Consider the following 20,207-nt stretch of genomic DNA (forward strand, 5'->3'; position numbering starts at 1 on the left):
CCACCACCGCCTCCACCACCGCCAAACACGGTGACGTTTGTGCTTGTTGCTGGCGGCTTTGCGGCGGGTGGCGGCGTGCCGGTTCCAGCGGCTACCCCGTACGCATACTCGTACACATCCCGGCAAGGTTTCGGGGGCAGTAATGTAGAGTATGTGCTGTTCGGCAGTGTCCCCTACGATCAGTTGAAAGCTTCTGGCGGATACGCAGCATTGACGTCTGCGCTGGTCACCGTGAGAAATCCGGGGGCGTCGACGGTCGTGAACGGGTGGGTCATCACTCATGGCACACCGTCAATGCAGTTTCAAGCCGTTACTGGGCCTGGGTTCGACTCGGCCTTGACCGGCGGCGGCAGCAACGGCCCAGGGACGTGCTTCACTTGGACATACCTGGCGCCGGCCAGTGTTTGTAATAACGGCGCTACAGTGCAGTGAGACTAGCCCGCGGAAGAAGAGAAAATGGCCCGCATCGATGCGGGCCATTTCCAATTTTGCAGCTTGGCGCTACGTCAGTATACCGTGAAGCTCCAAGACTTGCTGATGGCTACGCCGTTGCGAGCGCCCGCGAAAGTTGCGGTGTAAGTGCCAGCCGAGAGCGGTTGGGTAGGGAGAAGGAAGGCCACTCCACTGTAGACGTAGGGATCCGAGATAGCCGAAGCGACTGAGCTCGGCTTCGCGGCGCTGGCAACCAGAACTCTGGCGGGAACTGCGTTACCCGCTGGGCCCGTGAGGATAAAGTTTGAGACCGTCAGCACGTCACTTGCATTGGGAGCTGGAACCCTGAACATGACAGGGTGGCCTGCGCTCGGCAGATCTGGTGCCGGGCTTGGCGACTCGGCGGTGGCGGTGAATGTTCCTGGGACGCTTTCGGCGTCGATTGGAGAATAAGCAAAGGCGTTCGTCGCCATTTGCTGTCCACCCCACTGCGGGAGGCCATATCCGCTGCCGTTTGCACCGGTCTTTACGCCAAAATTCATAACGCAATAACCGTCACGAATGGAAAGGCCGATCGTCTCCTGGTTGCTGGTGATGCCCTGCAGGTGATACACCGAGTTCCTAAAGTCCGCCAGGCAGCCGATGGAACCATCTGCCGCTTGGCTGATCCACTGGTCCTTCGAGGCACCCGCGGCTACGCCCTGTTCGTAAGGAGTTGCACCGGTAAAGCCGGGCTTGCCGGCAGTTTCGTCGTGGCCAACCGCAGAATTTGCTTTCAGGTACGCGACGTGGTTGTCCGCGGCAACATCGAGGGCTGTATCTTGCTTCAGGGCACCGACGCCCATCTTGATCCGATAGTCGCTCAGGGCATTGAACGCTGCCAGACGCAGGTCGCCACTGGGGTACGAAGGGGCGGAGACCGTTGTCGCCGGCGGCACCGACGTCGGAGCCTGCGGAACCGTTGGCGTGGTTGGTGTACTCGGCTCCTGCTTGGAGCCACCGTCGTCGCCACCACCACCGCCACATGCGGCCAAAGTGAGCGCCGTGGCCGTGGCCAGGACCGAGAAAGCGAATTTGGAGTTTTGCATTTTTCTTCTCTGATTTTGAATCGGCCGGGGATCGGTCCGTTATTTTTAGCTTAACGTCCGGGGCGCAAAGTCAAGTCCGCGCCCAGCCTTCGGCCGGCGTGAGCATACACGAAGGGGAACACCATCTAGACGACAAACTAAAGCCAACTTTGACCCCCTGAAGGTGGGGCTTCAGCATCAGTGGTGTAAGGGGTCCGGCCGCAGTGGTTGCAAATATGGTGCTGCCGCATGGAGAGGAACCGTTGTTCGCGCCACAGGCGGATGCTGCGCGATCCGCAATAGCAGGCCATGCCAATATTCGTTGCGCATTCGGGATGCTTCTCGCAGTACTGCTGAAGCTTTGGGGTCTCCCTTGACGGCAGCAGATACAGCAGGAAGAGGCCGATGTAATGCGTGCAGAAGCAGATCAACGCCCACTTCCAGCCGCTTCATCCCCATTGCCGCGCGAGCATGTATGCCAGGACCGGGGGCACTACAAAGACGAGAACGAATAGAATAGCGGTACTCATCATCCTTCAGTCCTCTTTGATCTATTTGTGCCGGCGCGCCGCGCCATTTGGACCGCCAAGTAGCCCACTGCAGCCGGGGCAGGAGAATGCGTGGCTGAGTTCAATACGGGGCGCCGCGTTTGCAATGAGATAGGGGGTCCGACATACCCTGCAAGGTGCCAATTCCAATTGCGCATCGGTGGACATGGTTCGGCAAATGTGACATGCCCGATCGGCAGAGATCTTGGACGAAGTTCCGAAGAATTTTTCAAAAAGATCGTAGGCTGCGATGAATGCCTCCGGAACATTGGCGCCGAACGCCAATGCAATGCGATACAGCGTGACGATGGTCGTCGCCTGAAGGCGATGGGTAGGATGTTCGAAGTACCAGGCGGTCGACGTCGGTAGCTGACCGGAGGGAGAGGATTTTCCGTGGATCAGGTGGAACAGCTTGCGGGTACGTGTCGAGGTTATGCCCAGCAGCGATGTGATAGTCGAGGCGCGGCAGTAGCTTCGGACCATCATTTCGCTGTAGACCTTCTTCTGGAATGGCTCCAACCGGAGGTTCGTCCAGCTGTTCTTCGTCGCCAAGCGATCGGCGCGCAGCGGGGTGGAGGTCAGGAAGTGATGCCCTTTCGAATCGGTCCCCAGCCGACTGGAATCAAAGTCGATCCAGAAAGTCTTGCTATGCAGGCGCCAACGGAAAATCGGGAAGTCCACCCGCGCAATGGCCGTGTCAAGGACGTGCTGCGGGAGCGAACGCAGATACTCTGCTAGCTCCTTGGTGATCCCGAGAAGCGGCGCGGCCAGAATGCTGACGTGGAGCAACTCGACCATCAGCCAAATGTAATGGCGATTGTTGTAGAACAAGCGAAGCTTGTCGTCGTTGGTCCAGCCAGGTAACTGAGAACGCAGTGTGTCGACGGCCAGTGTGGTCGTTGTGTTTTCACTCAAGCAACGCCAGTCCTGTACCTCGGAGAGCGTCGGCACGACAACGAGGAACGGGGTGCCCATCAAATCGCGTTGCGTGGCCTCCGCCTTGCGGACCTTGTCGACGCCACCTTTGCCAATATGCAGCATCTGCTCAAGCTCAGGGTGCGCGCCGAGCAGTTCCGCAAGGTGATCGGTGAGGTGATAGTTTGCCGACCGAATCCGATCGCATGTCATCCTGGTGAGTCGCAAACGCTCAAACTCGGCGGTGGGGGAGTGCTGTAGCATAGCTCTTTGCTCTCATCGGGCATTCAGGGCCGAGCGAATGTCGGCGTGGAGACGTGAGACGATGCTGTCGAGCACCGTCAAGGCCGGGCGGAATTCGGAAACGTCTCCGGCCATCTGTACGGCGAGCTGCACCGACGCGAATGTCGAAACGACTTGCTCGAATTCCGTCACCAGTTTGGCGAGTTCATCACGGGCGCGCGCACGCTTATCCAGGACGGACGAGCGTTCTGCGATTTCGTCCTCAATCTGCTGGCGCCGCGACTGGATATCGGCCAGCTCTGCCTTTGCCGCGGAGAGTTCGTCATTCTTGGCGGCCAGGGCGTCTTCCAGGGAGGCGTAGCCTAGCGGAACCACTTGCACTTCAACGGTTTCCGGGCGGGTATTGGCCTTCGAGAACGCCATGCGGTCCTGCAGCTCTCGCTTCTCGCGCTCCAGATCATCGATCTGCATCCGGATAGCGCTGTAGCTCAAGTTTTGCCGGGTCATCTCCTCCCGTACGTGACTCAGCGCTTCCCGATCCGCGTCGCGTTCTGACGCCAATCGTCCGAGCTCAGTGTTGAGGCGCCTAATCTCAAAATCCTTGTCGGCATTCTCGGAAACCGTACTTGCAAGTTCCGCTGTCGCGATGTCCAACTTGGTTTGGACGTCGATAACCTCCTCCTCCTGCTTACGAAGCCGCTCGACGAACTTGCGAATGTCCTTGCGATGGTAGGCCGGGTCGTTCTCCTTGAATTCGATGACCGCGTCAATTTCCTCCGCGGAGTAGTCACGCCGGCGTAGAACCATAAGTTCACCAATATTGAGCTTCGAAAGCGCGCCGTTGTGCTGAAGAAAGCGATGGTAGAGACTCAGGTATAGCTGTGCCTGGCTACGAGTGAGGTCGAGTGCGTCCTCAGCGATGGTGAAGAACATCTCCCGCGCGCGTGACCGTGCCGCTCGGGTGTCGCCATACTCAGCAGCGACGATTTCCGTCGTTGATTCATGCATGAGCTGAAGGTCCGCCCCAAGGTCCTGGAGCAGACGAGAGATCTTGTCCTTCGTGCGCTGAATGTTTCGGACACATTGAAGAAGACGGCTGAATGCGTCCTCGTTGACTGGGACAGTCCCGAGCGCATTGCGTAAGGCTATCTCCGCTCGGGAGACCTCAGGTTGCACAGGGAAATTCACGATGTCTGCCCGCACGGCAGGAACGTCTTCAGTTTTGATTTTTTTCTGCGGCATTTTTCGCTCACTTGGAAGGAACCTGACAACCAGCGTTACGGCCCAGAAGCGTTGTCAAGTCCTCATGGAGAGTACGGAACGTGCGACGCCTTTTGGTCAGCAAAAGCTCTTCATTTAGGGGTGTCATTTGCCGGGACAGGTGCAAAGCTGGTTGCTTATGCTTCGCTTATCGGTACCGTTTGCCCGGGAATTTAGGGGTTTACCCCTAACGTTAGGGGTCGATATTAGACATTCGAAAAACAGAAATAAACAAACCTTAATTTGCGGACGCGACCTCAAACCATGAGCATGCTCATGCGTTTTTCCCGGAAAGCCACCGTGTTTTGGTTAGCTTTCTGCCTACCTTCCTTGATCCTCTGTCGTTAGGATCGTGACAAACCTGCGTTCAGACGCATCGACCTAGTGCGCGCCGAATGGCGGCAGCGCTCAATCTCATAGTCCCCCGCCCACGCCAGCGTGCTTTCGCCATGCGCTACTGCATGCCGCAAGCGCGTTGAAGCGCAGCTGTTCCTCCAGAGATTCCTTGCTCCCTCGGAGCATCGAACCATCGCCTGGCATCTGCCAGGAAATCCCTTGCAACGTTTCTGGAGAGAAACTATGGAATCCTTTGTCACGAATCTCATCAAGCGTCCATTCAAATTCTTCATGCTCTGCATGGTGTTGTACATGGCGTCGCAGTCGTTCATCGTCGGTGCCTTTGTGACCGTCGTTGGACTGTCATTCCTGTATCACCGGGCCATGGTCTGGAACAAGGCCGTGCCCGCAGCGCCGAAGGTTTCGATGCCGGATACCCAATCCAAATCGAAGCACGAATCGCATCAAGTGGGAGATCCGCTCGAGCAACCGTATGAACGCTCGGCTGTGGTGACGCCGCTTCGTCGAGCGGGAACGCACGACCGTTCCTGATCCGTTGCCGCCTCTCTGAGGCGGCGCTTTCCACCTGTCGCGGGTACCCGTTATCCGCCGGCTGGCGGGTCTCCGGGTGCCTGTCCGGAGACCATCATGGAAACGACAACAGCGGGATGGCAGCTCGACTTCTTCGGTGAGGCGGCCGCCATCGTAGTGCCCCCTCCCAAGCTCGACCCGTTGCCCGACCCTTCTCTCTGGAGCAAGGCGGTGCGCGAGAAAATGGTCGACGCTCTCATCAGCCTCGCCTGCGATAGCCGGCGCGGCGACAACATGCCGGAGTCCCTCATCGACTGTGCCGAGATGCTGCGTGCCCGCATGCGCAATCGGCCTCTCGATCTGGAGGAATACTCGATGACGCTCGGCTGGATCTTTGGCTACTGGAATGGCGCGTTGCCATATAGCTACGTCTGCGCAGTATCCGGGGTCGACCCTGAGACCCTGCAAGACGTGATTCTCAATCATGCCAGGCTGCGTTGCGACCTCGATGTGGTCCGACGTTTGTGCTGTGGCTCCCTTCTTTAGACCATGACTTGGCTCAATCTCATCAAGCGTGTGGCCGGTGTTCTGAGCGCGGAACACAGAGGGTCATCCTCTCCCAGCACGATCCCGGTCGGCACGGGCGCCGCCAACGAGCGGCAGTTCTATGTTCACGGCGTCCCCCATCTGCTTCGGGACGAAGGTGATCGCGTGATCCACTTCGTTGGGGGCTTTCATCATCGGCTGCAAAGCACGCCGTATGGCGACAAGCTGCTGCCGGAGGTGATCCCTCGTTGGAAACAGGTCAGCGTGCATCCAGGCGAAGCGCTGGAGAAGGTCGCGGCTGACGTCATTTTTCAAGCCGAGCGCGAACTCACGCCGGACGTGCCGACAAGTAGTGACGCGCCAGCAGGAGGGCGCCGCTTTCAGCCAACGCGTAGCTTGGATGGCGCCCAGCCATCGCGCAGCAAACGCGAAGACGGCGAGCGGGAAGGGGGCGGAAGCGCCTCCTCTGAAAAGGGTTCCTCTTCCGCCTACACCGTGGGCAAGCTCATCGAGTGGGGCGAAATGGAGTTCCCCAACCGTAAGTCTGGCGGGCCTCGTACCTACACTTCGTTTGCCGTCAAGCTGTACACGAGTGCCGGCGAGAAGACCCTGCAGGGCGAAGGTCTGAAGGACGCTCTCGCAGAAGCCGGTTGCAAGCTGGGTGACCGTGTTGCGGTCAAACGCCTGCGCAAGGAAAAGGTGCCAGCCTTCGATAAGAAGACTGGCGATCCCATTAAGGACCCAAGGACCGGAGAGCAGAAGCTCTGGGACAGGTGGGTCTGGAACATCAATCTCGTTCATTGAATAGGAAGCACCATGGCATCCGTCAACAAAGTCATCCTCCTGGGCAACCTCGGGGCAGATCCTGAAACTCGTTACATGCCCAGTGGCGACGCGGTGACAAACATCCGTATTGCGACCACCGATCGCTACAAGGACAAGCAGTCCGGCGAAATGAAGGAAGCCACCGAATGGCATCGCATTTCGTTCTTCGGCAAGCTGGCAGAAATTGCTGGTCAGTACCTGCGCAAGGGTTCGCCGGTCTACATCGAAGGCCGCATTCGTACGCGCAAGTGGCAGGATCAGTCCGGCCAGGACAAGTACAGTACCGAGATCGTCGCCGATCAAATGCAGATGCTCAGTGGTCGCGCGGGTGTCAACGATGACGACGGCGATGCCGGCGCAGAGCGAGCGGATTCGCAGCAGCGTCGTGGGAGCGAGCAGCGCTCGGCTCCGCCAACGCAACGCTCGGGCGCGGCGCGTCAGCAGCCTGCGCAACCGCCGTCGGGTGGATTCGGCGGATTCGACGACAATGAGATTCCCTTCGCGCGACCTGCAGTGCTCGATGGCATTCCCTTCCGCAACGATGGCGCGCCGATGTACTGACGCGCTCCTCCAAGAAGTGCCTCTTTGAACTAACTGCTACCGGCTTGCCCGGTAGCAGCGGTGCCTTTCTCGGCCGCTCGGCCAAATCCCCATATTCCCCTCAGCTAAACGCAATGCTGAAAAGACCTTCTGGCCTCGGCCGGGATGTCTTTTGAGCAAGCGTTCCTTCGCCTGTCTCAGGCATCGACCAACCCTCCACCTGGAGCCATCCCATGAAAGAACTGAGTGATATCGTAAAAAGCTGGACGCCCGCTCAATGGGACGCTCTGGTGAGGCAGTACGTGCCAGCGGAAGTCCTGACGGACAACTTCTGGCGAGGACGCCCAGGTCCGTGCCCCCTCTGTGGTGGCCATGACCGCTTTACCTATGACAACAAACGCGGCCGCGGCGATTGGGTCTGCCGGAAGTGCAATGCAGGGAATCCGAAAGCCGGCGACGGCCTCGAGCTCGTGCGTTGCTACACCGGCATGACCTACTCGGAACTGTGGCGGGACTTGAATGGCGAGCGGGCTGTGCCGATCGACCCCCCCTTTACGAGGCCAAATTCAGCTCGCCGGGGGAAAGCAGTAGATCCCGCCACCAAGATGCGGCGTATTGCGAAGCAGTGGGAAGCTGCTGCCGGGCTGGTGCCTGGCGATCACGCCATGCGCTATCTTGCTGCCCGGGTTCCTGGCCTGCGCGCGCCGCGGCCAACGGCCTTGCGCCTGGCGGTGCAGGACTATTGGTATGAAGGCCAGCTTGTTGGCCGCTACCCGACCATCGTTGCGCAATTCACACGGCCAGATGGGCGCATGGCCACGGTGCATCGCACGTCGCTCGACCCGCGACAGCCCGCCAAGGCGACGATAATCACTGCGGATGGGGAGATCCTCCCGGCCAAGCGCAATGGTGTGTCTGCGTTGCCGCTGACCGGTGGTGCAGTGCGTCTGATGCAACCGCGCGATGGTGAAGTTGGTGTCGCGGAAGGGCTGGAGAGCGCCTATGCGGCGTACATGCTCTTCGGCGTGCCGGCATGGAATTGCCTCAACCGGGTACTGCTGAGTCAGTTTGTGGTGCCGCCGGACCTGGGCATCCGCACGGTCCACATCTTCGCGGATTTTGACAGGATCGACCCGAAGACCCGAAAGTCCCCAGGCATGGCCGACGCGCTCGCGTTGGAAAAGCGGTTGCGCGCCGAAGGGCTGCACACCGTCATGCATCGACCAAAGGTTCGTGGAACCGACTTCTGCGATCAATGGCGCACCGAGTACCAGTTGCGCCTGATGTCTCAACAGGCTGTTACCGCCTGATCAGTTCGCCACCAGCCGGTGGCGCCTTACCTAACCTCTGCCCTGTGGGTCCTTCCCACAGGGAAGGAGTCCCCCCTTGGCAGGCTCTCCGAGGAGAAAAGCAATGCCGCAAAAGGGTTTCACAGCAATCATCAATAAACTGCATATCCAAGCTATGCGTGCGACCGCCGCTACGGAAGTTCAGGCCGGACAATCGGAAGCGCAATTCTTCGATGTGTACCGCCGAGAGCCGTCCGGTGGCTTCACGTTCCTAGACCGGAAGTTCTCGTTCGATTCCGCCCTCGACTACTGTTTGGCGCCGACTCTTCACTGAGAGGCCATCCCATTCACAAAAAAGCCCAGCAAACTGCTGGGCTTTTTTTTGGTTCTTCGCCGATCTGCGTGACCGTTTAGAAACAAAAAGGGCCAACACGCCCACCACTGTTATCTTGGAGTTGCGACACAACAAGAATCAGGAAGGTGGAGGTTGGCCCCACGCGATTGTATGGCCCAGCTCGGCTGCTGGGAAGGCTATCGCATGCGCGATAGTTGGGAAGAGACCCGCAATGGGCAGCGTATTTGCATCATCCGGCTGGAACCTAAGGGGCGCCGTAGGCGGTGCTGCGATGGCTGTGGTCGGGGCGTTAGCAGTATCCATGATCGGGTAGAGCGGCGCGTGCGGGATCTGCCTGTGTTCGAGATTCCGGTGGAGCTGATCGTGCCGCGACTTCGTCTGGCTTGCCGGCGATGTGGCCCGAAGCTGGAGCGCCTGGACTGGCTCGCGCCCTATGCGCGGGTTACGACGCGGCTTGCGGCCAGCGTAGCGCAACTGTGCAAGGTCATGTCGTTGCGCCATGTCGCGGCCTTCTACCGGTTGGCCTGGACCACGGTCAAGCGCATCGATCTGCGCCATCTTGAGCGGGAATTGGGACCGGTCGATCTGAGCGGGGTCACGGTGATCGCGATGGACGAGTTTGCGATCCAGAAGGGCCATCGCTATGCCACAGTCATCGTCGAGCCGTCGAGCAAGCGGGTACTCTGGGTCGGGCGCGGTCGCTCCCGAGAGGAAATCCGGCCCTTCTTCAAGCTGCTTGGCCCTGAAGGCTGTGCCCGGCTTCGCGCCGCGGTGATGGACATGAATACCGCCTACGACCTGGAAGTGCGGATGCACTGCCCGCAAGCGGAGGTTGTCTATGACCTGTTCCACGTGGTGGCCAAGTACGGTCGTGAGGTCATCGACCGCGTCAGGGTGGATGAGGCTAATCGGCTGCGCGGCGACAAGACCGCTCGTCAGGTGGTGAAGTCTTCTCGTTGGTTACTGCTGCGCAATCGGGAGAACGTCACGCGTGAGGCCGATCAGATCCGGCTTGATGAAATACTGGCTGCCAACCAAGCGCTGATGACCGTCTACGTGCTCAAGGACGATCTCAAGACGCTCTGGACATATCGGCATCCCGGCTACGCCCGGCGCTTCTGGCAAGGGTGGTACGAGCGCGCAATGGCCAGCGGCATCGCACCTCTGTGCCTGTTCGCCAAACGCCTCAAGCCATATTTACCCGGCATCCTGGCTCACAGCCGCTGGCCGTTGGGAACCAATCTGGTGGAAGGCATCAATAACCGGATCAAGGTCATCAAACGGATGGCCTATGGCTTCCGCGATGACCATTACTTCTTCCTGAAGATCCGGGCGGCCTTCCCCGGAAATCGGTGAAGAACCTTTTTTTTTTGGTGCGCCCGGCAGGGCGCACTCACTTGAGGGTGCAAGTCCCTTACACACCCGGCAAGGGGAAGTGTTAGCCAGAGACAAGGGTTTCCCGGGCGACTGGGAGTCTGAAGGAAGTCCGAGGCAAAGCGCTGGCCTGACGAACAGGAAGCGGATGAGGCGTCGTATCGGGGTGAGGTAGCCAAAATTGCCAAAGCCCAGTACTTGCACGGAACGGTGCGGCGTATATCCGACAGGCATAAGCGTGAAGGTGGGTGCGTCATACCCGGGGAGATCTGCACCGCTGCCATGGTGCTACCGACGTCGAGAGGCGTCGGGATGGCGGTGTAGAAGTCAGCAGAGGCCATATTGTGCGCTGAGCAGCGCGTTGTTCGGGAGGGTTCAAGTCCCTCTGACGCTCAGATGAGGGGCGTCATATCCAAAAGCGGGGGTAATGCCTCGCTGGCCGGAGAGAGAAGGCAGGTATGGAGATGCCTAACCGGGCACGAAGGCGAAAGCCGGAGACAGCCAAGGCAGACCTGGAGCCACCTTCCCGTAGGTCTCCGGAGGGCAGGGTGTCCACCGCGAGGTGGAATCCGAAGGGCATGAGGAGAAGTACCGGGCCGTAGTCGATGGGGGCTGCCCCGATGACGAACCGGTCGGCCAAAGGTGGGGCAAGGTCGAGCCCGCAGTATGGGGGCGAAGGCGTTCTCATTCACCCACCGCACCAAGGTGTTTGCGGACGGCACGGTACGGAAGAACAGCGTGTGACCTCAGGAGGACTGGCACAGTCTGCGGGTGGCACCGCGGGAAGTGAGCCTATAAGCGAGGAGCGAAGTGGCGAGCGGTGCTGTGCCAGTAGTCGGACGGCTGAGTAGTACCTGAAGCGTGGCCAAAACCACGTGACCGAGCGATCGGCGACAGAAGTGGGTCGGGGAAGGCAGCCGGCGAAGATGATTGGGAAGAGCCCGGACGACAGTGAGTAAGGACACGGAGGAGGATCAGTTCCATGAGTGAAATACCCGTACATCCGCGCCCGAGGAGACTGTCTGACTGGATCAACCCGATGGAAGCAAGGAAGGTCCACTCATTAATTGACAAGGTTTTTCAACGGAAGAATCTGGAAGTCGCCTGGGAGCGAGTCCGGGCCAACCGGGGCAGTGGCGGTGTCGATGGAATCAGCGTGGCAGACTTTGCCGAACAGGCGGACCAGCATCTGGACCGTCTGCAGGCAGAACTGCGTGCGCGGACCTATCAGCCGCAACCGGTCCGGCAGGTCTCGATCCCGAAAGTCGGCAAACCGGGGGAGTTCCGCAATCTCGGCATACCGACGGTGATCTCATAATGCACCTCTCACAGTTGAGTGTGGGAATGTTGCCCCCGAAGATGCCCTGAAGTGCGCACCCAGTCCCGCAGTTGCTGTTCCTTGACGGGATCCAGCGTGATCCACCATGGGCCCCGCCCGTCGAGCTTACGAGCGTGGACGACTTGGCGCTCAATCCAGTAATACACGACGTGTGGACTGATGCCCAGTCGGTGAGCGAGTTGCTGAACCGTGAGTTCGTCAGGCCGCATGAAGTTGGTCGCCGCAATCCCGTACCGGAAGCGGATCCATTTGACCATGGAGAGCGTGAACGATTTGCCAGTTGAACTGCGCAGGCCTTCCTGATTGAGGTGCGCAGCGATTTGCGGGTCGGACAAATGTTGCGACAGTTTGCGCACGTGCTCGACGGTTGCAGTGGGATAGCGCATCGCGTCGGCGACCGGCTTGGGCAAAGTCACGGTGGTGTCGGTACAGGTGCCGCCCTGCCAACGCACGTGTAGGACCACCTGTCTGGTTGCGGGAAGTTTCTCGACCGTAATGTCCCGGATGAGCAGTCGCAGCATGCGCTTGCGATCCTTCGCCGGGGTCGCCGGAGCACGCCAGAGGCGCGGCAGATTGCGCGCCAGTGCGAGGATCTGGGCCTTCTGTTCGGGTGTGGCAACGCGCGCCTTCTGGCTCTGGAACTGGGCGGCTTCCGTCTTGATCGCTGCGAGGCGAAGCATCGCGTCATTCCAGCGCCGCTCGAGGGTGCCCGTGACCAGACGGTTGGCGGGATCGCATTCCTGATAGCGACGCTCGGCAAGAGCGACTTCATACTCGGCGCGTTCGATGCGCATATGCCACTGACGCATGATGGCCTGATCCCGCTGCTCGAGTTCGTTCAGGGCGGTCACGGCGAGTTCGAGTTCGGCTGGCCGCAGGGCCGCGAGCATCGCTTCGCCGATCGCGTTGTCGAGCAGGTCGCTGCGCACGCTCATGCAATCTCTGGTCGCTAAACCCTGGCGGCGCTGCGCATTGCACAAGTACATTGGGTAGATGCCACCGTTACCCTGGTAGCGCACGGTCAGCGCCCGACCACAGCAGCCACAGATCAGCATCCCCTGAAGCAGCGCCAATCCTTCACGCGCCGGACCGCTGAGCACGGTGCCTTCACCGTTGGTCCGGTTGCCCGCCAGGCGTGCCTGGTTCCGCTCAAACTCCTCCGGGCTGATGTATCCCTCGTGATGGTCGGGTAGATGGACGCGCCAGTCTGCCTTGGGTACCGGCTGCACGCGCTTATGCACCTCCCCCTGTGGCGTGATGCGCTGGCGGTACTGGTACCGTCCAAAGACATAAATGCCCGCATACGAAGGATTCTTGATCAGGCCGATCACGCGCTCATGGCTCAGGCGCCCCCAGATGAGCCGGCCCGCCCAGGCGCCGCCATAGGCGCGCTTCGGAAAGCGCAGGCCATCTTCGGCAAAGCGCTTGACGACCGCGTATGCGCTGCCGGTCTCTCGAAAGAGACGAAACACCAACTGCACGGCGCCGCGCACCTCGTCATCGGGATCCAGGACGATGTGGCCTTCGTCGTCATAGCACAACCCAACCGGGAGCGGAAAGCGCAGCTCACCCTTCTGCGCCTTGTTGAGCTTGCCGCCTTGGAGGCGCCCGCGCAAAAAGTGCAGTTCCGCCTGTGCCATTGTGCCTTTGAGACCGAGCAGCAGGCCGTCGTTGAAGTCGCCTGGGTCGTAACAGCCATCGGCGTCGATTACCAGGGTATGGGTGAGGGCGCACAACTCGAGCAGGCGATGCCAGTCCAGATTCGAGCGCGCCAGGCGCGAGACCTCCAGCGCAAACACGGCGCCCACGTGCCCCATCGAGACATCTGCCACCAGCGTCTTGAAGTCCTCGCGGCCCGTCATCTGCGCGCCTGACTGACCGAGGTCCCGATCCAGGATCCGGATCGACGTTTGTGGCCAGCCCAATGCCAGCGCTTTGTCGCGCAACGCATACTGGCGCTCCGTGCTCTCCTGATGGTGTCGCACCTGGGCCAGCGTCGATTGGCGGATATAGATGTACGCCGGCTTGCTCTGATGTTGGGGGGTGATCTTGGTGTTCATCGACGGCCTCCTCGGTCAACTCCAGCGCGGGCTCTGCGATGAGCCAGGCTTCGAGCATGTTGGCGATGAGTACGCCGGCCGATTGCAGGTCGATGGAGTTGGTGAGCGACAGCGGCGACTGGCTCACCGACGCCCCTTATAGCGCCTCGCGGCGGCGTAATAGTTCGCGATTGATCTCGCAGATCTCCTCGATGATCTCGCGGACCCGGTGATAGTTCGCCAGGTGTTCGGTGACGTCGGCGTAATCGGCCTGTGGCACGTAGTCCATTTGTGGTCGGCGCCCGGGAAAACTCACCGACAAGTAGTACTTGGGGCCATGACCTGGGCCATCGGCGCACTTGCAGCCGGGCTTGCCGCAGCGCTTGTAGCGTTCGATGAGCGAGCCCCGCAAGAGCGTGTCCAACGCCGGCATTTGCTTGAGCAATTGCGCGCGACGCCTGCGTAATGTTGACGACGGAATATCTTCCATTGGCGGACCACGTTAAAAACTGGTCTGATAGTAGGGCAATGAAATGCATTGATCAAGCTCCTTTGGTTGATGACTTCTTGGAGGACGAAGCGGCAAGCTGGTCGATCAACGCGATCAGCTCCAGCAGCATGCCCAGATCGAAGCGAGACACAGGGATCTCGCAATCGTCTTCGACGGCAGGCGCGCCCCAGTCGGTCCATTCGCGGGCAATGCTGAAGCTGCCGCGCTCGACATGACCCAGTAGCAATGTGTCGACGCCTGTCACCCGGCGCGTCTTCAGGACCGGAAAACGCTGGCCCCGGAGCGGATGAAACGGATGGCGGATCTCAGCCCATCCCAAATGCTCGTTGAGCGCTTGTGCAGTTCGCGCTGACCGTCCCCTCTGCGCTCGACAGGTTCGTCCAGCAGGCAGTGTTGCAGGTGCTGCAAAGGCAGTGGGACCCGACGTTCTCGGACTCCAGTTACGGCTTCCGTCCGGGACGCTCGGCGCATCAGGCCGTGGAGCGCGCACAGGGCTACATCCAGGCAGGGCATCGCTGGGTTGTAGACCTCGACCTCGAGAAATTTTTCGATCGCGTGAACCACGATATCCTGATGAGCCGGGTGGCGAAGCGGGTCAGCGACAGGCGCGTCCTGAAGCTGATCCGCTCCTTCCTGACGGCAGGTGTGCTGGAGAACGGGCTGGTTGGTGCAACGGACGAGGGCACGCCCCAGGGCGGTCCGCTGTCACCGTTGTTATCCAATCTGTTGCTCGACGATCTAGACCGCGAGCTTGAGCGACGCGGACTGCGCTTCGTGAGGTACGCAGACGACTGTAACGTCTACGTGCGCAGCGAACGCGCGGGCCAACGGGTGATGGGTGGGCTGAAAGCCTTCCTCACCAGCAAGCTGAAGTTGAAGGTCAACGAGGCGAAGAGCGCGGTCGCCCGGCCACACACTCGGAAGTTTCTGGGCTTCACCTTCTTGGGGCGGGAGCAGGTCAGAAGGCGCATCGCGCCCAAGGCCCTGGCTCGCTTCAAGGATCGGGTCCGGGAACTGACGCAACGCTCGCGCGGGATCAGCGTCGACCAGTTGATCGGCACGCTGAAACGATATCTGACGGGCTGGCGTGGCTACTTTGGTTTCTGTGAAACGCCCAGCGTGCTCAAGCAACTGGATGAATGGACCCGACGCCGCCTACGCTGCTTCTTCTGGACGCAGTGGAAGCGTGGCCGGACCCGATTCCGGGAGCTAGTTGCGCGAGGCGTGGACCGCAACCTTGCCGCACAAACGGCGGGTTCGCCCCACGGTGTCTGGCGCCTAAGCCACAGCCCGGCACTGAACAAGGCGCTGTCGAATCGTTACTTCCGCTCGTTGGGCCTTCCGTCGCTGGGACCATCGCCGATCAACTGATCCGAACCGCCGTGTACGGACCCGTATGCACGGTGGTGTGGGAGGAGGCAGGCCGCGAGGCCTGCCCCTATCCCGATCGAAGATCAGCCGCGCTTTCGGTTTTTGACGCCGTTGTAGACGACCAGGACGGCCTCCAGAAGACACCACCCAATCAGGACAGTGAAGACGAAGCGGTTAATGCCTTGAGTCGTGGACAGGTATTCAAACATGGCTCGGTATCCTCCTGTTTTCTCTGAATGCTATTAGGTTGCCACATGAAGAGGCGGAGTCAAGCGCCGCCGTGCGCCGCAGATTCTCGCTTAGCCGAATCGCGCCATTGCGTCATTGAGCGCACCGAGATCCAGTCCCGCAAGCGGATCAGGACCGTCCGCGGCAGGCTCAGATGCGGGCGCCGGTGTAGCCCGTGGCCGCTCCTGTGCATGGGCTGAGGCAACCTGCGGTCGATCCGCAGCAAGCCGGCCTGCCGCAGCCGGCGACAATGGCAGGATCGCGGCTACTGTAGCGTATGGTGCGGCGGTCTCCCGCTCCCTCGCTCCTGAGGGTTCGGGGTGAGCCAGCAGCGGTGGAGGCGGTACCGGTGCTGCAACGGTCGGCGTCGTTGCAGCAGTGGGAGGACGCAGCAGCGTGTCGGGACCAGCGCTGAGCACAAGCTGCAGCCCCCGTTGCGCGAGCAGTTTAAGCATGAACGCCCGCTCCCGAGCTCCCGGGAACTGCCGCAGATACGCGAGCAGATCAGGAGCCGAGTCGGCGGACAGCGTCACGGTCATCTGGAGCTTGTCCATGGCGGGCGTCCTCAGGCGGCCTTGGCGACTTGCCGTGCGGAACCGATGGTATAGAAGCCGCGAACGTTGGCGAAGCAGGGCGCGTCCATGATGTGGATCACGTTGTGCGGGAAGGCAGCACGAATTGTCGGGGCGTAGAGCTGGGCCCCGCCACCAGTCAGGATGATTGCCCGGATATCGTCGGTGCGGCCGACGCGTGCCTGGATTTCCTTGACCGGCTGATGGGTGACGGCCATGGCCTCTGCCAGGTAGGGCGAAACGTCCAGATCCTGACCGAAAAACACCATTGGCTTGGCGTCGCGGATGGCCTTGTCGATGCGTTCGATGCTGTCGGTGGGATGCCCACGGTCAGCCGAGATGAGGCTTGCCACCTGTTGGTAGATGCGCGCGACGCCTCCAGGCACCCCGCCGCTTCGCGTGTCGTCCATGGTGTAGCCACGCGCCACCACCCAATCGGTTGTGAAGTAGCCGACATCGATCACCAGGTATGCGTTCTCAGGGTCGTACTTCTTGCCGTTTTGCTGGATGTACGTAATCAGCGTGCCCAGCGGCTGCGGCAGCGGGAGCACGCTGTTGATGTGAACGTCGCCCCACCCAAAGTTATGGGTGCCGGTGAAACGGTCCTTGAGGTAGGCAGCGTACTTCAGCGTATTGTGCACCGGCAGGCCCAGGACGAGCCGATCAACTTCCATGGCATTGGCATAGTGCAGCGAGCCGGCGAGCAGGGCAGCGTAGTTGGGTGTCGTTACATAATCCTCAGACAGGGAGCGACCGGTATGGACATGAGCGGCGCTCAGCGAAACATCGGGTCCGACCTCGTATCGCGCACCATCGACCTCCACATTCACTACGTTTCGAGCCCGGAAGATGCCGCCGGTATGCGCGGTGAGAGAGGACGTTGCGGCAATGGGTGCCAGCGAGGGGAACATGTTGGTTGCGATGTCCGAGCCAAGCGGAAAGGCGGACTTGGTGTTGCCGTAGCCAACATCGATTGCGACGGTCGAGATTCTCATTTGTGCTCCTTGGCGATTCATTGAAGTGGATGGCTCCGATGTGTCGAATGTCCTTCGTGTTCCGAGCAAGTGGGACTTTGTACCTCCGAGCCCCATTCACTCGCCTCAGGTCGGTGGGAGCATCTGGGACTTGGTCGGACTTTGTCGGTCTTGCTTTGAGAGCGTCGGATTAGATGGCACATCGACATAGCCCACTCTACCGTCGGAAAATCGAAGTCAAGTCGCCGAAAGCTCGCGATTTTGCAGTGGCAAACGTTGCCGTTTGGCCCATGCCTGGTATATGCTTCGAGCACTTACCGCGTCCCCGACGCATCGACCTCGCCGCCAGTTGCGCGGCAAATCCAGCACGCAAAACCCCGACATTCGGGCCTTGCGATCGCCAGTTGTTCACGCCGGAAATTGAAACGGCATTTTTTTCAATTAAATCAAATGGACCGTGTCGGATAGTGAGGACACCGGACACCGCGATACCAAGCCGATTGGCGGTCTGTTCGTGAAAATAGACCGCAGTGTGGACAATTCCGAAGCCGGACACCGGACAGGTGCTCTGTGGAATTTCCACGAATGCCCGACGCCCTTTCAGCCGCTTGGCTGGGCGCGGATCACGAAGCCCGACACACCGCAGCAGGGATGATCCGGCTTTGGGGCGGGGAGCTGTTTGCGTACCGAACGAGCGGTGGACGCAGGCTTCTGAGCAATATCGACCCGGGGGGCGCTACCGGTACCAGAACGGCGCAACAAGTAATCACTCATCACGGCATCGGCCGGCTGCACCAGGACGAAATCCCTGGCGCCGTCAGGCTGGCATCCATTGATGCACCGGATAGGGTGGCCGCGCAGCGGCGTGCAAGGCGAAGGCCTGCGCCCGCACTGCGGACAGTCACGACGCATTGCTTCCATGCTCAGGGCTGATCGGTTTGGCATCGCTAAAGGACAGGAAGGTAGTGGCAAGACCGGCTGGGTGGGCTGGAAAGCTGGGGGTGGTACCCCGGAGCACCGAGGGGACAAAGCCGGATCGGGGGTCGGCGCTGTCCAGCAGCGAGCTGCGAGGTCCCATGGCGGACACTCGCCCGTGGCCGCACGCGCGAAGCGCAAAAGTTCGAGAACGCCGTATGACTAAGACTATCAACCTGCGCCCCATCATTAACCAATACAACCTGCCGGAGAGATTCAAGGCTGAGTTCGCAGTACTGGCTGCGGAACACTTGCACCTGCCGCATAGCGGGACGCGAGTTAGCGGCAGATCGCTGTCGCAGATGTCACAGCGACAGCGCGTGCAGGCACTTCTCGCCATGTTCGTGGAGCTGCGCAGCATTGGTGGCATGGCCGTAACCTCGCCCTACAGCATTCGGCAGAAGCACATCCGCTGGCTGGTCCAGTATTGGGTGGAGGAGCGCAAGCTGAACGTGGGAACGGTGGAGCTACGCCTCACCCACCTGCGTGCGCTGATGTCATGGATGGGGAAGACCAACGTGGTCGGCCGAATCGAAGACTATGTGCAGCGACCGGCCGGATACGAGCGCAGCTATGTTGCGCGCGAAGACCGTTCGTGGGATGGCAAGGGCATTGATGCGGCGGCGAAGATCGCCGAGATCGCGGTCACGGACGCCCACGTCGCACTGCAGCTCAAGCTGGAAGCTGGCTTTGGCCTGCGAGCAAAGGAAAGCTGGCGATTGCGGCCTGCTTTGGACGTCCTGCCATCGGGAATGCTGCTCGTGCATGACGGCACAAAAGGCGGGCGCGCCCGCCGGGTCCCGATAGAGTTCGGCTGGCAGTACGAGTTGCTCGGGCAAGCGGCAACACTTGCATACGTCACGAATCCGGAGCGAGGCACGCTGATGCCTGCTTCCTTCTCCCAGACTCGGTGGCGCCGACGCTTCTATACCGTTCTGGAGAAGCACGGAATCACCAAAGACGGCGACGGTGTGACGGCGCACGGGCTGCGTCACCAATACCTGCAGCAGATGTATAAGCGGGAGAGCGGCCAGCCGGCGGCTGTGAAGGGGAGCGGGCCAGTTGTTGATGTGGAGGCACACCGCGAAGCGATGCGCAAGGTGGTGGAGGCCGCTGGCCACAGCCGGGCGACCAAAGCGAATGCCTATCTTTCTACCTATTCCACCCAGTTGAGCTTGGGTAAGAAGGAACCCACTCTGAATGAGGTCAAGGCCGCTATCTTGGCCGCCGATGGCAACAAAGCAGTGGCTGCGCGGCAGCTTGGGATTTCAAGGACCAAGCTTTATCGAATTCTCGCGAAGGAGGGCTGAGGCCGGGACTGCTCTTCGGAAGCGGGCTCTTATCCGACGCTGGTCGGCCGGCCTTCCGGCCAGTATCGGCAAACGCTCGATCGCGAAGGTATGAGCATGCTCATACTGTTTTCCCAGAATGCTCGCAGGAGAAGGGTCGCTTTTACCGAAAAGCCGCGTCGCTCCATCGAGCAAAATCTAGCGAGGGCTCGATCCAGCGCTGCCGCGAGCGGCACGTTGCCATTTCTGTTGCGGCAACTGGGGGGTCTTTGAGCTAGCAAAGCTATCTGGACTGGGGCTGGCTGGTTCTTTCCATACTCGTACTCACGGCGGTCCTTGCGATCCCTTTTGCAGGAACTGGTAGCGCCATGGCCTGCACTTGGGTCGTTTCGTCCGGTATCGCTTTGCCTTATCGAACCGCGACAATCGACTGCGTGCAAAGCCAGCGTACGGCCGCAAGAGCTCATCCAACAACCGTGAAGGTCGGTGCGCTGTGGAACGCGAGTTGGGGACGATCGTGCGTAGGCTGCCGCCAGCGCGACCAAGGAGCCGGCCGCGCGGACAAGCTCCTGTACAGCGTCTGGAGCCGGCACCGCCTTTGCCGAGTCGGCGCTGGCCAGCCAGGCGAATGAAACGCGCCCGCGCTGG

General features: G+C 60.5%; 19 protein-coding genes. 10 read left to right on the top strand and 9 right to left on the bottom strand.

Annotated elements, in window-relative coordinates; all coding sequences use genetic code 11:
• Positions 1–506 precede the first annotated feature (506 nt).
• From AC3WRR_RS12630 to AC3WRR_RS12640, 3 genes are all read right to left on the bottom strand, one after another.
• A complete protein-coding gene (locus AC3WRR_RS12630) occupies positions 507–1,520 on the bottom strand; it encodes a CAP domain-containing protein (protein WP_058698188.1) in 1,014 nt (337 codons plus the stop codon).
• Positions 1,521–2,050: 530 nt separating this feature from the next.
• Positions 2,051–3,226, bottom strand: a complete 1,176-nt coding sequence (locus tag AC3WRR_RS12635) for a FlhC family transcriptional regulator (RefSeq protein WP_058698187.1) — start codon at positions 3,224–3,226, stop codon at positions 2,051–2,053.
• Between the two features lie 12 nt (positions 3,227–3,238).
• The gene (locus AC3WRR_RS12640) at positions 3,239–4,447 is read right to left on the bottom strand and encodes a coiled-coil domain-containing protein (protein WP_058698186.1); all 1,209 of its coding nucleotides are present in this window, start codon (positions 4,445–4,447) and stop codon (positions 3,239–3,241) included.
• 597 nt (positions 4,448–5,044) lie between these two features.
• On the opposite strand from AC3WRR_RS12640, the gene AC3WRR_RS12645 reads away from it, so the two are divergent.
• The 8 genes from AC3WRR_RS12645 (at position 5,045) to AC3WRR_RS12680 (ending at position 11,579) form a co-directional block, all read left to right on the top strand.
• On the top strand, positions 5,045–5,353 hold the full coding sequence (locus AC3WRR_RS12645) for a hypothetical protein (protein WP_058698185.1): 309 nt from the start codon (positions 5,045–5,047) through the stop codon (positions 5,351–5,353).
• A gap of 96 nt (positions 5,354–5,449) precedes the next feature.
• On the top strand, positions 5,450–5,878 hold the full coding sequence (locus tag AC3WRR_RS12650) for a hypothetical protein (RefSeq protein ID WP_058698184.1): 429 nt from the start codon (positions 5,450–5,452) through the stop codon (positions 5,876–5,878).
• 3 nt (positions 5,879–5,881) lie between these two features.
• Positions 5,882–6,682, top strand: a complete 801-nt coding sequence (locus tag AC3WRR_RS12655) for a hypothetical protein (RefSeq protein WP_058698183.1) — start codon at positions 5,882–5,884, stop codon at positions 6,680–6,682.
• Between the two features lie 12 nt (positions 6,683–6,694).
• Positions 6,695–7,264: a single-stranded DNA-binding protein gene (locus tag AC3WRR_RS12660; RefSeq protein ID WP_058698182.1), complete on the top strand. Its 570-nt coding sequence runs from the start codon at positions 6,695–6,697 to the stop codon at positions 7,262–7,264.
• Between the two features lie 212 nt (positions 7,265–7,476).
• Positions 7,477–8,553: a primase-helicase zinc-binding domain-containing protein gene (locus tag AC3WRR_RS12665; protein WP_058698181.1), complete on the top strand. Its 1,077-nt coding sequence runs from the start codon at positions 7,477–7,479 to the stop codon at positions 8,551–8,553.
• A gap of 103 nt (positions 8,554–8,656) precedes the next feature.
• Positions 8,657–8,866 (top strand): hypothetical protein, encoded by a 210-nt coding sequence (locus AC3WRR_RS12670; protein ID WP_058698180.1) that lies wholly within the window; start codon positions 8,657–8,659, stop codon positions 8,864–8,866.
• Positions 8,867–9,019: 153 nt separating this feature from the next.
• Complete coding sequence (locus AC3WRR_RS12675) at positions 9,020–10,243, top strand: ISL3 family transposase (RefSeq protein ID WP_116318649.1); 1,224 nt, start codon at positions 9,020–9,022, stop codon at positions 10,241–10,243.
• Between the two features lie 1,000 nt (positions 10,244–11,243).
• Positions 11,244–11,579 carry a reverse transcriptase family protein gene (locus AC3WRR_RS12680; protein ID WP_176844252.1) on the top strand — a complete coding sequence of 112 codons (336 nt, stop codon included), beginning with the start codon at positions 11,244–11,246 and terminating at the stop codon, positions 11,577–11,579.
• Between the two features lie 8 nt (positions 11,580–11,587).
• Here the strand turns inward: AC3WRR_RS12680 and AC3WRR_RS12685 are convergent, their stop codons facing one another.
• The 3 genes from AC3WRR_RS12685 to AC3WRR_RS12695 all read right to left on the bottom strand — a co-directional run bounded on the left by AC3WRR_RS12685 (position 11,588) and on the right by AC3WRR_RS12695 (position 14,469).
• Positions 11,588–13,660: a recombinase family protein gene (locus tag AC3WRR_RS12685; RefSeq protein ID WP_058698177.1), complete on the bottom strand. Its 2,073-nt coding sequence runs from the start codon at positions 13,658–13,660 to the stop codon at positions 11,588–11,590.
• Positions 13,661–13,796: 136 nt separating this feature from the next.
• Complete coding sequence (locus AC3WRR_RS12690; protein ID WP_058698176.1) at positions 13,797–14,129, bottom strand: DUF6788 family protein; 333 nt, start codon at positions 14,127–14,129, stop codon at positions 13,797–13,799.
• 52 nt (positions 14,130–14,181) lie between these two features.
• The gene (locus AC3WRR_RS12695) at positions 14,182–14,469 is read right to left on the bottom strand and encodes a DUF5372 family protein (protein ID WP_058698175.1); all 288 of its coding nucleotides are present in this window, start codon (positions 14,467–14,469) and stop codon (positions 14,182–14,184) included.
• A 17-nt stretch (positions 14,470–14,486) separates the two neighbouring features.
• Between AC3WRR_RS12695 and ltrA the strand changes: the two genes are divergently transcribed.
• Entirely contained in the window at positions 14,487–15,521 is a 1,035-nt protein-coding gene (ltrA, locus tag AC3WRR_RS12700) for a group II intron reverse transcriptase/maturase (protein ID WP_081050307.1), read from the top strand.
• A gap of 83 nt (positions 15,522–15,604) precedes the next feature.
• On the opposite strand, the gene AC3WRR_RS12705 is transcribed toward ltrA, so the two are convergent.
• The 3 genes from AC3WRR_RS12705 to AC3WRR_RS12715 all read right to left on the bottom strand — a co-directional run bounded on the left by AC3WRR_RS12705 (position 15,605) and on the right by AC3WRR_RS12715 (position 17,316).
• Positions 15,605–15,730, bottom strand: coding sequence for a hypothetical protein (locus tag AC3WRR_RS12705; RefSeq protein ID WP_256333827.1), 126 nt, complete (start codon positions 15,728–15,730; stop codon positions 15,605–15,607).
• A gap of 90 nt (positions 15,731–15,820) precedes the next feature.
• Positions 15,821–16,303: a hypothetical protein gene (locus AC3WRR_RS12710; protein ID WP_143010732.1), complete on the bottom strand. Its 483-nt coding sequence runs from the start codon at positions 16,301–16,303 to the stop codon at positions 15,821–15,823.
• A gap of 11 nt (positions 16,304–16,314) precedes the next feature.
• Positions 16,315–17,316 carry a PRTRC system protein D gene (locus AC3WRR_RS12715; protein ID WP_058698174.1) on the bottom strand — a complete coding sequence of 334 codons (1,002 nt, stop codon included), beginning with the start codon at positions 17,314–17,316 and terminating at the stop codon, positions 16,315–16,317.
• A gap of 1,112 nt (positions 17,317–18,428) precedes the next feature.
• Here AC3WRR_RS12715 and AC3WRR_RS12720 point away from each other — a divergent pair.
• Positions 18,429–19,580 carry an integrase domain-containing protein gene (locus AC3WRR_RS12720; RefSeq protein ID WP_058698173.1) on the top strand — a complete coding sequence of 384 codons (1,152 nt, stop codon included), beginning with the start codon at positions 18,429–18,431 and terminating at the stop codon, positions 19,578–19,580.
• Positions 19,581–20,207: the final 627 nt, after the last annotated feature.

This window comes from Cupriavidus sp. FW305-3-2-15-C-LB2 (genome assembly GCF_058787575.1).

Coding starts and splice junctions, on each gene's coding strand:
- AC3WRR_RS12630 (WP_058698188.1), bottom strand. CDS start 1,520: ATGCAAAACTCCAAATTCGCTTTCTCGGTCCTGGCCACGGCCACGGCG.
- AC3WRR_RS12635 (WP_058698187.1), bottom strand. CDS start 3,226: ATGCTACAGCACTCCCCCACCGCCGAGTTTGAGCGTTTGCGACTCACC.
- AC3WRR_RS12640 (WP_058698186.1), bottom strand. CDS start 4,447: ATGCCGCAGAAAAAAATCAAAACTGAAGACGTTCCTGCCGTGCGGGCA.
- AC3WRR_RS12645 (WP_058698185.1), top strand. CDS start 5,045: ATGGAATCCTTTGTCACGAATCTCATCAAGCGTCCATTCAAATTCTTC.
- AC3WRR_RS12650 (WP_058698184.1), top strand. CDS start 5,450: ATGGAAACGACAACAGCGGGATGGCAGCTCGACTTCTTCGGTGAGGCG.
- AC3WRR_RS12655 (WP_058698183.1), top strand. CDS start 5,882: ATGACTTGGCTCAATCTCATCAAGCGTGTGGCCGGTGTTCTGAGCGCG.
- AC3WRR_RS12660 (WP_058698182.1), top strand. CDS start 6,695: ATGGCATCCGTCAACAAAGTCATCCTCCTGGGCAACCTCGGGGCAGAT.
- AC3WRR_RS12665 (WP_058698181.1), top strand. CDS start 7,477: ATGAAAGAACTGAGTGATATCGTAAAAAGCTGGACGCCCGCTCAATGG.
- AC3WRR_RS12670 (WP_058698180.1), top strand. CDS start 8,657: ATGCCGCAAAAGGGTTTCACAGCAATCATCAATAAACTGCATATCCAA.
- AC3WRR_RS12680 (WP_176844252.1), top strand. CDS start 11,244: ATGAGTGAAATACCCGTACATCCGCGCCCGAGGAGACTGTCTGACTGG.
- AC3WRR_RS12685 (WP_058698177.1), bottom strand. CDS start 13,660: ATGAACACCAAGATCACCCCCCAACATCAGAGCAAGCCGGCGTACATC.
- AC3WRR_RS12690 (WP_058698176.1), bottom strand. CDS start 14,129: ATGGAAGATATTCCGTCGTCAACATTACGCAGGCGTCGCGCGCAATTG.
- AC3WRR_RS12705 (WP_256333827.1), bottom strand. CDS start 15,730: ATGTTTGAATACCTGTCCACGACTCAAGGCATTAACCGCTTCGTCTTC.
- AC3WRR_RS12710 (WP_143010732.1), bottom strand. CDS start 16,303: ATGGACAAGCTCCAGATGACCGTGACGCTGTCCGCCGACTCGGCTCCT.
- AC3WRR_RS12715 (WP_058698174.1), bottom strand. CDS start 17,316: ATGAGAATCTCGACCGTCGCAATCGATGTTGGCTACGGCAACACCAAG.
- AC3WRR_RS12720 (WP_058698173.1), top strand. CDS start 18,429: ATGACTAAGACTATCAACCTGCGCCCCATCATTAACCAATACAACCTG.